9 protein-coding genes are annotated in these 13057 nt (G+C 66.9%); 2 read left to right on the forward strand and 7 right to left on the reverse strand.

The window, feature by feature from the left end; all coding sequences use genetic code 11:
* Positions 1-177: 177 nt before the first annotated feature.
* From EV186_RS12020 to EV186_RS12055, 7 genes are all read right to left on the reverse strand, one after another.
* Positions 178-2595, reverse strand: a complete 2418-nt coding sequence (locus tag EV186_RS12020) for a helix-turn-helix domain-containing protein (protein WP_279538293.1) — start codon at positions 2593-2595, stop codon at positions 178-180.
* A 268-nt stretch (positions 2596-2863) separates the two neighbouring features.
* A complete protein-coding gene (locus EV186_RS12025) occupies positions 2864-3532 on the reverse strand; it encodes a hypothetical protein (protein WP_133849313.1) in 669 nt (222 codons plus the stop codon).
* 13 nt (positions 3533-3545) lie between these two features.
* Positions 3546-4717 (reverse strand): IS3 family transposase gene (locus tag EV186_RS12030; protein WP_424982535.1). Its coding sequence is split into 2 segments (ribosomal slippage): positions 3546-4429 and positions 4429-4717, totalling 1173 coding nucleotides; the frame shifts between segments, so codons are not numbered across the junction.
* 122 nt (positions 4718-4839) lie between these two features.
* Positions 4840-6003, reverse strand: coding sequence for a hypothetical protein (locus tag EV186_RS12040; protein WP_133849316.1), 1164 nt, complete (start codon positions 6001-6003; stop codon positions 4840-4842).
* A 676-nt stretch (positions 6004-6679) separates the two neighbouring features.
* Positions 6680-8866, reverse strand: a complete 2187-nt coding sequence (locus EV186_RS12045; protein ID WP_133849317.1) for a S53 family peptidase — start codon at positions 8864-8866, stop codon at positions 6680-6682.
* A 145-nt stretch (positions 8867-9011) separates the two neighbouring features.
* Entirely contained in the window at positions 9012-9548 is a 537-nt protein-coding gene (locus EV186_RS12050; protein WP_133849318.1) for a hypothetical protein, read from the reverse strand.
* 752 nt (positions 9549-10300) lie between these two features.
* On the reverse strand, positions 10301-11134 hold the full coding sequence (locus EV186_RS12055; protein ID WP_133849319.1) for a hypothetical protein: 834 nt from the start codon (positions 11132-11134) through the stop codon (positions 10301-10303).
* 524 nt (positions 11135-11658) lie between these two features.
* Between EV186_RS12055 and EV186_RS12060 the strand changes: the two genes are divergently transcribed.
* The gene (locus tag EV186_RS12060; protein WP_279538298.1) at positions 11659-11853 is read left to right on the forward strand and encodes a helix-turn-helix domain-containing protein; all 195 of its coding nucleotides are present in this window, start codon (positions 11659-11661) and stop codon (positions 11851-11853) included.
* Between the two features lie 126 nt (positions 11854-11979).
* Positions 11980-12957, forward strand: coding sequence for a helix-turn-helix domain-containing protein (locus EV186_RS12065; RefSeq protein ID WP_133849320.1), 978 nt, complete (start codon positions 11980-11982; stop codon positions 12955-12957).
* The last annotated feature ends 100 nt before the right edge of the window (positions 12958-13057 follow it).

Genomic DNA, 13057 nt, shown 5'->3' on the forward strand with positions numbered 1-13057 from the left:
CGACCTCCGTCCTATTGACCATCGCCGATGATGACAGCGCCAACACCAATCTGATGTCTAACTGTTCGTGTAGCGCGGAGGGTCAGCACTACGATCTTGCTGACTGCCCATCGCGTCACGTTGTCGCACTAGGAAAGCACCGCAGGGTTCATGCAGGATCGGGTAGGCATGCGCCGTCTAGTCCAGTTGATCCAAGCGTTGCACGGCGTCGCGGTAGCCACGGGTGTCGTCGAGGTCGCGGCAGTAGGCCACTGCATCGAGCCACTGATCGCGAGCGCCGGCGTCGTCGCCGAGTTGACGCAGCATGTCACCAAGGCGCAGGCGGTGCCGCGCCTCGCTCCAGTGATCGCCGGCGTCCGCGGCATAGGTAGCTGCGGTGGCGAACCAGTCGGCCGCTTCGTTGAGGTGCCCCGTGGTCGCGGCGAGTTCGGCGAGATTGCTGACGGCCAGGGCGGTGCGGTGGATGTCGTCGTGCTGGCGCAGGGCCCGGATGGCGTTGGTGAGAAGCCGTCGTGCGTCGTTGTGGCGGCCACGATGGCTCAGTGCGCGGGCGAGCGCGACGCGGGAGACGGCCTCGCCGGTGGAGTCGCCGAGGCTCCGGGTGAGGTTGAGGGCGTGGCGCGCGTAGTCGCGGGCCGCGTCGTAGTCGCCGCAGTCGATGGCGAGGTAGGCGCAGCCGGCCAGTGCGCGTGCCGTGTTGTGCGGGTCGTCGTGTCTTGTGCTGACTTGTATTGCCAGGTCGTAGAGGTGTTGGGAGTCCTTGAGGTCGCCGACCTGGCGCTGCGCCTCGGCGAAGCTTGTGGTGACCAGGGCGTAGCCGCGCCAGTCGTCTTGGTGTTCGCTGATGAGCATGGCCAGTTCGTGGGTTTGGCGCCAGATCGTCCACGGCTTGCGCCGGTTGAGATAGCCGAACAGGCCTGCGCAGAATTGCCATGCCGCTCCCGGCGGCCCTTTGCTGATCATGAGGCGGGTGACGGGCACCATGTTGGGGAGCTCCGCGTCGAACCACGCGAGCGCGGTCTGCGCGGTGAAGGTCATCCTCGGGGTGTGGTCGTCGCTCGAGGAGAGAGTCATCGGGTGGGTGGACGGCCCGAGAGCGTGGCTGGCCTGGTGAGCAGCGTAGACGTACCAGCTGGTCAGTCGGCGAACCGCGCGGTCGCGGTCCTCTGGGGCGTCGAGCCGGTGCGCCAGCTCGTAGGCGTAGGTGCGGATCAGTGCGTGCTGGGCGATCCGGTCGCGCCCGGCGGGCTCGACCAGGTTGGCGTGGCGCAGCACCCGGATGGCCTTCTGGACTGCCCGGAGGTCCAGGTCGGCGAGCGCTGCCGCAGCGTCTGTGGAGATGGTCGGCCCACCGAACAGGCCGAGCAACCGGAACAAGCGGGCCGCCGGTGGTGACAGCGTGCGGTAGGACCAGCTGAACACGGCGCGGATGCCCGTGTCGCTACCGGGGCCGATGTCGGCTGCGAGTTCTTCACCACCGAGGCCGCCGGCGTGCGTCGTGACGGGGCGCCGGTTCCGGCCGTCGGACCCGTCAAGTTCATCTAGGCCATCGGAGCCGTCGAGCCCGTCGAGGCGGTCGGCGGCGGCGCGCAGGTCGTCGACGAGTTCGGAGATGGCGTGGTCGTGGTCGGCGGTGACGCGTTCGGCGGCGATGCGCAGCGCGAGGGGTGTGCGGCCGGTGAGCGTGATCAGATCGGTTGTGGCGTCGGATTCGGCGGCCACGGGGCCCTCGCCGATGACGGTGGCCAGCAGTTGGTGGGCATCGGAGACGGTGAGATCTCTCAGGTGCAGGCGGTGGGCGTCGGCGTGAACGGCCAGTCCGGACAGGACGCGGCGGCTGGTGACGAGCACAGCGCAGCTGCCAGTACCGGGTAGCAGGGGCACGACCTGGCGGTCGTCCAGTGCGTTGTCCAGGACGACGAGGAGCCTGCGGCCGGCGATGAGCGACCGGTAGTGGGCGGCGAGTTCGCTCTCGGTGCGCGGCAGTGTCTGGGGATCTGCCCCGAGGGTCCGGCAGAAGGACTCGAGGACCGCGCTGGCGCTGGCCGCCGGGTATCGGGTCGGGGCGAAACCGTTGAGGTCGACGTACAGCTGTCCGTCTGGCCAGGCGGATTTGTTGTGGTGCGCCCAGTGCAGGGCGAGACCGGTCTTGCCAGAGCCGGGCGGGCCGTCGATCGCGATGACCAGCGGCGCGGAGGATCTTGTCGCCGAGCTGGAACGCGCATCGTTGGCCGCGGCGTCCAGGAGGGCGATGTCGTCGAGGCGGCCGACGAAGTGGCGTGGTGCCGCGGGCAGCTGGGCGGGGGTCAGGGCGCTGTGCTCGGTGCTCCAGATCGCCACCAGGCGCCCTTCGGCGGCGAGCGCGGCGTCGCAGTCCCGGACGAACTGCAGCTTCGGCGTTCGGTCTCCTCGTTCGACGCGAGCGATGTAGCTCTTCTCCCAGCACACCCGCGCGGCCAACTGGGCCAAGGTCATGCCGCGAGCCTGCCGCCAGCGCCGCATCTCGGCACCGAACGCTGACGCTGCTGTAGTGGGGTCGCTCGGTGTGTGGATGGCCTGTCCGGCCGACGACCGGGTGGTACGCCGAGCCGTCACGGTTCTGGTCCTTCCTCGGTCTCGGGGACCGACGTGGTCGCTGACGAGTCTCGAACGGTAGTGAGGGGCGTGGGCAGCGATGTTGATGTTTGTTGGTGATCACCCCATCGACGTAGCTGCGCACCACCGGTGATGACATGGGGCTACAAACGCACACTTCATTCGCGGTGTGATGAGGCCCAGGCCGGGTCATCAGGGCCCGGTTCGGCTACCGATGGTGATCGGGATCGGTGGTCCGCCCGGACGGGTGGGCCGGTCGGAGCCTGAGTCAGGGCACGCGTTGGGCGACGGTCCCCGCGAGGGTGTCGCTGATCGAACAAGGCGGCACGTCGGGATACCGGGTGTTGACCACGCCGACCGCAGCGATGTTGGCACCGGCGAGGACGACGTAGCTGATGCACGAGTGGACACCGTCGAGTGTCTCTTCCTTGCGCCATCCGGGTTTCCCGGCGTAGGGGTGGTCGATTGAGGGTGGGTTGGCCGAGGCTCCGGGGGTGAGTTGCCGGGGTTTGAACCAGGCGACCGACGCGACGAGCACGGTGGAGTTCGGGTTCGAGCGTGTCGGTTTGGTCGCCTCGAAGGTGCATCGGGCGCCGAACTTGCTGACGTCGACTCGTTCACGCGTGGGGCGCGGCTGCTTGGCGTCGCGTGCTCCTTCAGGAAAGTCACTCCAGTGCACTATCGAGCATGGGTCGAACGGTGCGCCTTGAGTTGTCGGGTCCGGCAGCGGGTCCAGGTCGCCGAGATGCTGCGCGTGCTGCTGCCCCGGTTTCGCGTTCGCGCGGTTTGATGTGGTGTGCGCGGTGACCGGGTTCCCGGGGACGGTCGTGGTGCAACTGACGGCACCCAGGGCGAGTCCGGTGAGGACGACGGCTCCCAGAAGAACGTTTAGGTGTTTCGATCGTGGCGATTGAGCTTCCCCCCGTTCGCCGGACACGGCGGGTGTGAGGTCAGGCCAGCGCGTCTGGTGGCTGGTTGAGGGCCTCAAACGTGACGGGGCTGTGCATCCCGATCTTGGAGTGTCTCCGTTTCGGGTTGTACCAGCACTCTATCCATTCGAATATCGCGTTGGCAAGTTCGTCGCGGGTTTTCCAGGTTTTCGAGTCGAGAAGTTCGAGCTGAAGCGTTCCCCAGAACGATTCCATCATAGCATTGTCGTAACAGTCGCCGATCGTTCCCATGGACGCGAGCAGTCCGGCCGCGCGGAGGCGTTGCCCGAAAGCCCATGACGTGTATTGCGAGCCGTGGTCGGAATGTAGGATCGTTTTGCCGTCATCGGGTTGGCGGCGGAGAATGGCCATGCCGAGAGCGTCGGTGACCAGTTCGGTGCGTATGTGATCGGCGATGGACCAGCCGATGATGAGCCGGGAATAGGCGTCCATCACCGCGGCGCAGTAGACCCGGCCTTCCTCGGTGGGATGTTCGGTGATGTCGGTGATCCACAACAGGTCCGGGGCGTCGGCGGTGAACCGGCGGTTGACCAGGTCGGCGCTGGGTTGCCCGGCCGGGTCACGGACCGTGGTGCGGTGGCGCCGGCGACGGTAGAGGCCCTGGATGCCGGCCTCACGCATGAGCCGCTCGACCCGCTTGAGGTTGACGGGCATGCCCAGCCCGAGCGTGAGTTCGGCGTGCACCCGTGGCGAGCCGTAGGTGCCGCGGGAATCGGCGTGGATCTGTTCGATGTGTTTCAGCAGCACCGTGTTCTCCTCCTCTCCGGGTGAGGGCGGCCGGTCGCGCCATTCGTAGTATCCGGAGCGGGACACGTTCAATACCCGGCAGGCCACCGCGACGTCGATGCCGTCTGCGGCCAGTTCATGGACCAGCGGGAAGGTTACTTTGGGAGGATGTTCTCCCGCGCGAAGTACGCCGCGGCGCGTTTCAGGATCTCGTTCTCCATCTCCAGTTGCCGGTTCTTGCGGCGCAGCTCGGCGAGTTCTTTTTTCTCCGCGCTGGTCAGCTTGGTGGCCGAGCCGCTCTCGTCGACGTTGGCCTGGGTCATCCAGTTGCGCAGGCAGGACTCGCTGATCCCCAGATCCTTCGCCAGCGCGGCGACCGGCTTGTCGCCGAGACGGGCCAGCTCGACGGCACGCTGACGAAACTCAGGCGGGTGTGGTGCAGGCATCGGAACATCCTCCCTGGTGACCGGGGGTCACCTCAGGTCAGGTGTCCGGCGAACAGGGGGAAGCTCAGATGGCATGGCGAGCCTCCGAATGAGTGGTTGCGAGGTCAGCGAGGCGTGCCCGGTCAGCGGACTGTGGAGATGACGGCCGCGGCTGCTTGACTGCTCAGCGCGCAGGTCGGCGCCGTGACTTCGACGATCTGGACCCACGGCGGCTCTGAGCTGTTCTCGTCGATCGTGACGCTGACGCTGCCGATCCGGAACAGCGTGAGGCAACCCTGGGTTGCGCTGTGCGAGTCGTGTTGTGCGACCGGCATCCCGGCGATGGCCGCTTGTTTGTAGGTGGCGTCGTCGTCGCCGGTGAGGGTGTCGGGACTGTCGAGCTCGTAGCGGACGTCGACCATCTTCAGTGGTGCGCCGGCACCGGTGCCGTCTGTGGATTGCCGTGGTGAGGCGTAGAGGCACTGGTGCAGGTCGGCATGAGCGACGCGTCCGCCGCCCAGAGCGGTCAGGATGCCGGTGGCCGCGCAGGGATCGGCGGCGGCGAGATCGAGGGCTGGGTCGGTCCGGTGCTCGGCGCGGGTGGGCGGGGTGCGCCAGCGTTCGGCGGTTGCCTTGAGATACGCAACGGCCACATCGCAGACGTGCATGGCCCCGTCGACGGGATCAATGGGAGGTTCGACCTGGAGATACAGGGCATACCCGTCGGACTGGGGAAGGTAGACGACACACGGACTCGTCTCGTGCTCGTCGTTGGTTCCGGTCTGCTGCCTGCTGTAGAAGTTCAGTCCAGCGATCTGCAGTGGCTGTCCTTGCTGGATTGTGTCCTGGTCGACGGCATCGACACCGATCGCCATGGTGTAGTCGGGTACGAGCTTGTCGGCGCGGTGCAGGTTCAATGTGCAGTCGTTGAAGTCGTCGCTGGGTAGCAGGGAGTCCGCCACCTCACCTTTGACGATCGTGGTTGCGGCTGGCGGATTGTGCATCGCGCAGAGGTCGATCGCTCTGAGCTTGGCCCTGGTCGCGTCCGCTGGTGTCGCGGGCGGAGGCGGCGGCCCGGGCGGTTGCGTAGTCGCGCCGGCACCGGGACTTGTGTCGGGCTGCTGGGGTTGTCCGGGTGTTGACGGTGGCAGGCTGGCGGTCAGGCGCGGAAGCACCTGATCAAGCCACGACCCGGATCCGTCGTGCTCTTGTGCTGCGGTGGTGTCCGAGTCGCCGGTGCATGCCGTGAGAGCACCGCCGATGGCGAGTACGAGCGCGGTGGCGATGGTGAGAGATGTTTTGCGCATGGTGGTTCCCCGGTCGATCTAGTTGAACGCATGGCTTGTTGAGCGAGTCGGTTCATCGGGTCGTTGACGACGCCGGTGAGGTGTCACCCGCTCGAACGCGGGTGGTGGCGCGCAGCGTGGCGAGGCAGACGATGGTCGCCAAGGCGACGGTGGTGGCGCTCGTGCTGACGAACCGCGGGCGGCGTACGGGACGCTGAACCCGATGCCGTCCACGGCGAACGCTCTGACCGTGTGGCCAGTGATGCTCGTGCGGATTGGTGATCATGATGATGACCGTCCTGTGTGGTGTGTCGAGGCCGCTATACGGCATGTGCGGCGAGGGCGCCGGCGATGTTGATCGGGACGATGAGCAAGGTGATCGCGACTATCAGCTGAAGCACACCGGACAGCGCACGCGACGTGACTCGCTCTGATGCGAGAGAGAGGCGCGCGGAGGCCGGCTTCGCCTGCCCGAAGGAGGGAATCTTGCCGCCGGAGGTGTCGGGTGGGGCGGCGCAGGGCGATGTGGGTGAACTCCTGCGCCGCCCCGCGGACGGATCGGCGCCGTGCGAGTCCTGTCGGTTGCGGTGCGGGGCTCGTCGGGCCGATCGACCGTCATTCGACGGTCGCCTCGAGGTTGGGTGCGGTGTGTGGTCGGATGGCATCGCGGTTCTCCCTGTGGCTTAGGTGTTCGCTGCTATTCGTGGAAGGTCGCGTGCTGCGGCGGTCGCGCCGCGAGAGGTCGGGCACCGTGGTTGTGGCCGGTGGGTCTCACGTCGGGTGATGTCGCTGCGATCGCGAGCACGCGGTAGAGCCAAGTCAGCCAGTTCTGGCCGTCGGGCAGCAGGAAGGGACCTACTCTGTGTGGCCAATGCAAGAGGTTGAGGTGTGGCTCTGAGACCAGCGTGGGAAGGCTTCCCGCAGTGAGGGTTCCCAGTCCGGTGACTGGGTCCCAGCCGGGCGCGCTGCGCAAGCTTTGTGGTCGCCCGTCGACCTCGATGAGATATGAGCCGTGGTGTTGTTGACTGGGCTTCCCGACGGAGGTCGTGGAGACCTCGGGTGTCCAGATCCCCGCCGCAGTCGGCTGCACATCGAAGATCGGACCACTGTGGACGGTTGCGTCGCGATAGAGTTGGTAGAGCGTGGGGTTGAGTAGACCTGCACGAGTCGGGACGCTCGTCTGATCGGTTTCGCTGCAGAGCTGCAACGCGTCGGCCACGGCGCCGGCGAATAGCGTCGCTGCTAGCGCGGTGCCGCCAGCGGCGAAGGATCGGTAGCCGCTCGGCATCCCGGCGCCCAGTCGCATGCCGGTGGTGGGATCACCGAGCATCGCGATGTCCGGTGTCGAGCGGTGGCCGGCGGCGATCAGATCCGCTTGGTAGTCCGGCTGCTTGTAGACCTGGGATTCGCCACCACTTGCGCCGCCGACGAACGAGGTGTTGCTGTCGGTGCGGCTCCAGCGGCCGCGATGCTCTGTGGTGGCAGCGGATTCCCAGCCGGCAGTGAACATGGGACGACCGGTTGGGTCGGCGGCGACCGTCGTGGCGCCGACTCCGGTGATCCACGGCGAGCTGGCCGGGTAGGTCGGCTCGGGGTGTCCGGTGATGTGGCTGTTGTCTCCGTTGTTCCCCGTTGCTGCCACGACCGTCTGGCCTTGGGCAGCGGCCCTGATTAGGAGTTGGTCGATGTGGTTGCGCAGGGTCGCGCTGTACCAGCTCTCCGGTGCCGTCCAGCCGAGGCTGAGCACGGATGCCTGGTCGGCGGTGACGGCCCGTTCGAGCGCCTCGTCGACGTCGGTGCAATCGCTCGAGCCGTACCACGTGATGTCGGCGGCCGGAGCGATCGTGCGGATGGCCTCGATCGCCTGTACCTGGGTCAGGGCCCATGCCGCGACAGCGCAATCGGACGGCCGATGGTTCGACGTGGACGCTGTCTGGTACTGGCCGGGCGCCAGTGCCTGCAGTCCGGATGCAGTGGCCCATCGGTCGGCATCGGCGGGTGCCTGCTGGTCGGTGTGGGCACCGATGAGCCCGACACGTTGTCCAGCCCCGGTCGCGCTCGGCGCGAGGTCATAGATTCCGCGGACTTGGCTGGGCGTGTAGCCGCAGAGGCGGTTGGATTGCCGAGAGGACCGGTATCGTTGCGGCACGGCACTGTTGTTCGCTGCTGACCACGAGGTCGCGCACTGAGTCGCCCCCGAAGTGGCCTTGGATGCATGGGGTGTCGAGGGACTCGGCCATCTTTCGGCGGTTGCCGGCGTGGCGACGGCCGGCTCAGCAAGGCGTTGGGTGTCGTCGAGATCGAGCACCGCTGTGATCGCGGACCGTAGGCCACCAGGTACCTCTGGATCGGTGTCTGCGGCCACGAGGGTTGTGGTCCCGAGCCGATACCGGTCCAGGCGCACGCCGAACAGGTGCTCCAGGTCTGCGACGGTCCCGGTCGCCGCGACCGTCGAGGTTCCGGGAGCAGCGTTCTCGACGTTGAGGCCTGAGTCCTGTAGCCAGCCGCGGACCCTCTTGATGGTCTGTGCGTCCGGGCCGAATAGTTCGCGCCATTGGTCGGAGGTGACGAATCTCCGGTAGTCGCGCGTGCCGGGGGTGCTTACCTGGTGGGCGAGGCGCTCTGCCGTGCCAGGGTCGCGTGGTGCCAGTGCGATGCGGATGCGTCGCAAGTCGCTGGGGTTGGTGCTCCCGAGGCGAACGGCATGGGCAACCCATCCCGGCACGCTGCCGCTGACCGGTACGCGCAGTGCTTCGCCATCCGGTCCGATCGGTCCGGGGATGGCCGCGGCTGGCGCAGTGGTCGTGACGCTGAGGCCCGATGTGGTCACGACGGCCAAGCAAACGGCCATGCGCATGGTCGCGCGTATGACCGCGACGAGCACTGGAGTAGGCCCTCCGGTCGGGCCGCTGCGTGCCGTCACGGTGCGGCTCGCCGTAACGGCGATCGGTGACGTTGCTGGTCGTCTCACGACGTTCCCTTCAAGACGGGCACAGTGACGGAGATTCGGGTGGTACGCCGAGATCGGCTCAAGGCTGGATGCGAAGGCCCAGCAGCGCGAGCGTTGATGCGTTGTGCCAGAACCATTGCAAGTAGGCGGACAGCATGGCGAAGGCGGACGGGCCCGCGGTGAGAGCGTCGGGCGCAAGGCAGCTGGTTAGTCCTGTGTGGACGCTCGTCAGTGATGCGGCAAGGGTTGCGACGACAACGAGGAACGCGACGGCGAGATAGGTCAAGGGATTCAGCGTCTGCGCAACGCGACCCAGCCGGTTCATGACGCGAAAGGCGACCGCCGCGCCTCGGCATGACTGGCGAGTGCAGGTCGTCCACGCTCCGAGCGCGGGGGCGTCGTTGGGACCGCTGGTTCCGCCGCCCGGGGTCGCGGGCGCGAGCGGCGGAACCAGCTCGACCGACGCGGCGAGCTGTTGCGGTGGCGACGGAGTCGGGTATCCGTCGAGCTCGTCGTGATCGGTCGGCTCAGGAGCCGGCGGCGTGAATACCGTGCGTCGGCAGGTTGGTTGCGGACATGCGCTCGAGCGGCGCTCGTCCATCGACGGCTGAATCATGTGATCACCACGCATGCCGGACGGTCGGCATCGGCGATCTCGACTCCCGGTCCCTCGCGCCGGATCCAGAGTTCGCGCCACGCCTCGTGCTCGGCAACTCGAGCGAGTGGAGCATCGGAGCCGCCCTGGACATGTACGGCCGTCCATCCGGCTTGTTCGGCGCGCCGGGCGACAGCCTCGACGTCGGATCTCGGGAGGTGCACGAAGGTCAGGAACCACACACGATTGCCGTCGTAAATACCAGCGTGAGCCCAGCTGGAATCGGTTTCCCAGCGGAGGACCACGTCACCTCGAGAAGGTTGACCGAGGGTGATGTCCGGCCGGACGCTCACTGGTGATTGCTGGTCCACGGTTTCCCCCGACTACTGATTGATCGACCCATGGAATGAATACAGATCTGGTAAAAGCGCATTCTGGTTTCCGTCGCCCCGGACGGCGTATGGGACGCCCGGACTACCGGCTTCAGGGCGACGAGTCGCACGATGACGGCGGCTGGCACTGCGTCGAGCGATGCAGTGGACCCGGCCTGCGTAGCGGTCGGCAGGTGCCGCTGGATCGATGTCCGGACCTCGCCGACTTCGTCCAGTCGACTACCATTCGTAATCACCTCCGCGTCACGTTGTACCTGATCAGGTCTATCGCGATTACCGAACGTGCACCAGGCCTCCTGATCGTCACCACCTGGTTGGCGGGTACGTGTGGTCTCGTTGGCCACAGGACCGGCGGGCCCTGTCGCTGAAGGAGAGCCGCCGTCAGACGGACGCACCGGCGGGCCCGAATTCGCTGGTCTGCGTGGTCGGTTGGGCGTGCGCGGAGCACAGGCAGCCAGGCGCTCGAGTGGCGAATCGAGGGTAGTTCCACCAGGTGTGTGGCCAGTCGCCGACAAATCGACCTTCGGGTGCCACACGGGTTCCTATGGGGCGAGTGCCCGGCAATGGTGACCGCGGTATGAACGGTGGACGTGGTCCGGTTGACGATTCGTCGAGGTGCTTCAGATAATCATGCCGCGGTTCGAACAGTGTGCTTCCGCACGTTGTCAGGACCGGTGCGATCGCAGCCCACAGAGGGTCGGGGAGCTCACCTTCGATGCCGGCCCCGTAGACGACTATGGCCGGTTGCGTGTCGCCGTCATGCTCGTAGCTTGCGCCCCGACTCGCTCGCCCTTCGCCAGTGTCGAGGGTGAGGTGGGATTCCTTGACGGGCTCGATCTGCACGTCGAGGATCAAGCGTCGACCGGCCTCTGCCGCCGTCGAACTCGCCTCCCACAGCCAGGTTGGTTCGGGCGCGGCACCGACCGATGTGAGTCCACGCCAGAACAGATCCGGGTCGGTCAGCCACGCCAACTCCCAGTCGATGTGGCTGCAGGCCACGCGGATAGCGGGCGCGATCACGCCGGTCGTGCGCGGACGGAGATGTCCGTTGATGAGCTCGGCCAGCCAGGCAGGTACCAGCCGTTGCCGCGGATCCAGAAGCCAACCGCACAAACCTGGTTCCGGCCGCCACACACCGGGAGCGGGCGCTTGGCGACTCGGGTGGTCAAGGAGCAGGTTGGCCGCCGACTGGTCGAGGTCATCCGTGTCGTGCACGGACTGGCGTCTACGCGGGTGAGCAGATTTGCGGGACATGGCGATTCCCCAATCGGTGGCGCATGCCACGCTGAGCTAGCGGGGCTATGCACCGTCAGCGGATCGTTCGCAACCGAAGTGTCGAGACCAGCGCACCCACCTGCGCTACCGACCGTTCGACAATCGCATCACACATCTCAGAAAGCCAGCGTTTCCAACAGGACTGGCCTCGGCAAGCGCCACGTTCTCTGTGGCCACACAATCCACTGTGGACCCCAAGGGTCGTCGTGCGGTACTAGCGAAGTCTCGGCGATACCTGCGTTCCCTCGTGCTTCTTCTTGACTCGCAGCCTCTCCATCACCGACGATGATGTTGGGTCGCACCGTTCAGAGCTTGGGGGAATCGTGAACGAGCCTCGACCCGCACCGCGCTACCCGACCGCTGCTCAGGGGTTTCCGCCCGGTCAGCGGGCGCTGTCACCTCAGGAGCGCAGAGCGCTACCCCACGGGCCGCGCCCGGCCCGCGCAGAGGAACCTCTGTTGACCGTGGCCGAGGCCGCCGAGAAGTTGCGGGTGTCGAAGATGACGATCTACCGCATGATCAGCGAAGGCGAATTCCCTGCCATCCGGCTACGCGGAAGGTACTCCGTTCCGCGAGGCCCTATCGACGCCATCATCAGACAAGCCATCGTGACCAACTCCACTGTGGACGTCTCGGAGTGGACGAAGGGACGGCGTTGACGAGTCGGTGGTGCTCACTGTCACGCGGCGGCCGTGTCAGGACCGGGCCGAGCTGACGCACGTCGGGTCGGCCCGGCGCAACGCGGGCACACGCGATGGAGGGGCTGCGCGGATGGACTGGCACTGATGAGCATCCGCGTCATGAGCTGGGTGTGGGACAACAGCCCGGTCAAGGGCGGGGAACTCTTGCTGCTCCTGGCGATTGCCGACCACGCCGACGACCTCGGCGGCAACGCCTGGCCGTCCATCGATCGTCTGACGACACGCACCCGCGTCGACCGGCGCACGGTGCAGCGGATCCTGCGAAGCCTGGAACGCAAGGGCCTGATCGTGATCGAACGTGGCAGGGGTCCCGGCGGTACCAATCGCTACACGGTCACGTTCACCAGTGTCCCCACCGACGCCGAGCTCCCTCTGCCATCGGGGATCCGTGAACGGCACAGGGAACCGACGGCCGCTTCTGTGGATACACGTGTGGACAGCCCTGTGGATGACCCGGCCAAATCTGTGGACAACGGGGCGGCGAAATGCCGCCCCGGCGAAATGCCGCCCGCGGGACGAATGCCGCCCCGGGGGCGGCACGAAGGCGCCACCGGGGCGGCACCACTGCCGCCCGAACCGTCCTTAACCGTCCATGAACAATCCGCGCGTGCACCCGCGTCGGGAATCCGCGGCCGCTCAGGCTCCCCTGCGACCGACACGACCGGATCCTCACAAGACGACAGCGACGCCTGGCAGGCCGGAGTTCGAACCGAACCGGTCCTCGCGGACCTCGGACTGGCGTTCGACCTCGTGCCCGAGACACGCCACCAGCTCGACGAACTCATCGCCCGGGCTCTCCGGGCAGGATGCCCGCCCGACGACATCCGGCAAGCTCTCGTCACGCCCGCCAGCGACACGGCCGATCTCGTGGTTGTCCTGAGGTCCCGACTGCGCAGCTTGCTCAACCAGACCGCCGGCGACGCTGAACGGCCGCGGGGGAAGCGAGGGGCCACGCCGCCACGCCCGCCTTGGTGCGGGACTTGTGACGAGCGGACACGTCATCGTGAGAACGCCTCTGGCGCGCCGTATCGATGCCCGCGATGCCATCCCCTGTCCCGGTAGCGGCCATGGCCCCCGCGTACATCGCTCAACGATGCGGACTACCGCGCCGTCTGCGCTCGCAGGTCCACACGTGGGACAGACGTAAGCAGCCCGTGCGTCT

Source organism: Labedaea rhizosphaerae (assembly GCF_004362825.1).
Classification (GTDB): Bacteria; Actinomycetota; Actinomycetes; order Mycobacteriales; family Pseudonocardiaceae; genus Labedaea; species Labedaea rhizosphaerae.

What these genes read in the sequence shown, in the direction of transcription:
- EV186_RS12040 (WP_133849316.1), bottom strand. Translation starts at nt 6,003, where the DNA reads ATGCGCAAAACATCTCTCACCATCGCCACCGCGCTCGTACTCGCCATC.
- EV186_RS12050 (WP_133849318.1), bottom strand. Translation starts at nt 9,548, where the DNA reads ATGATTCAGCCGTCGATGGACGAGCGCCGCTCGAGCGCATGTCCGCAA.
- EV186_RS12065 (WP_133849320.1), top strand. Translation starts at nt 11,980, where the DNA reads ATGAGCATCCGCGTCATGAGCTGGGTGTGGGACAACAGCCCGGTCAAG.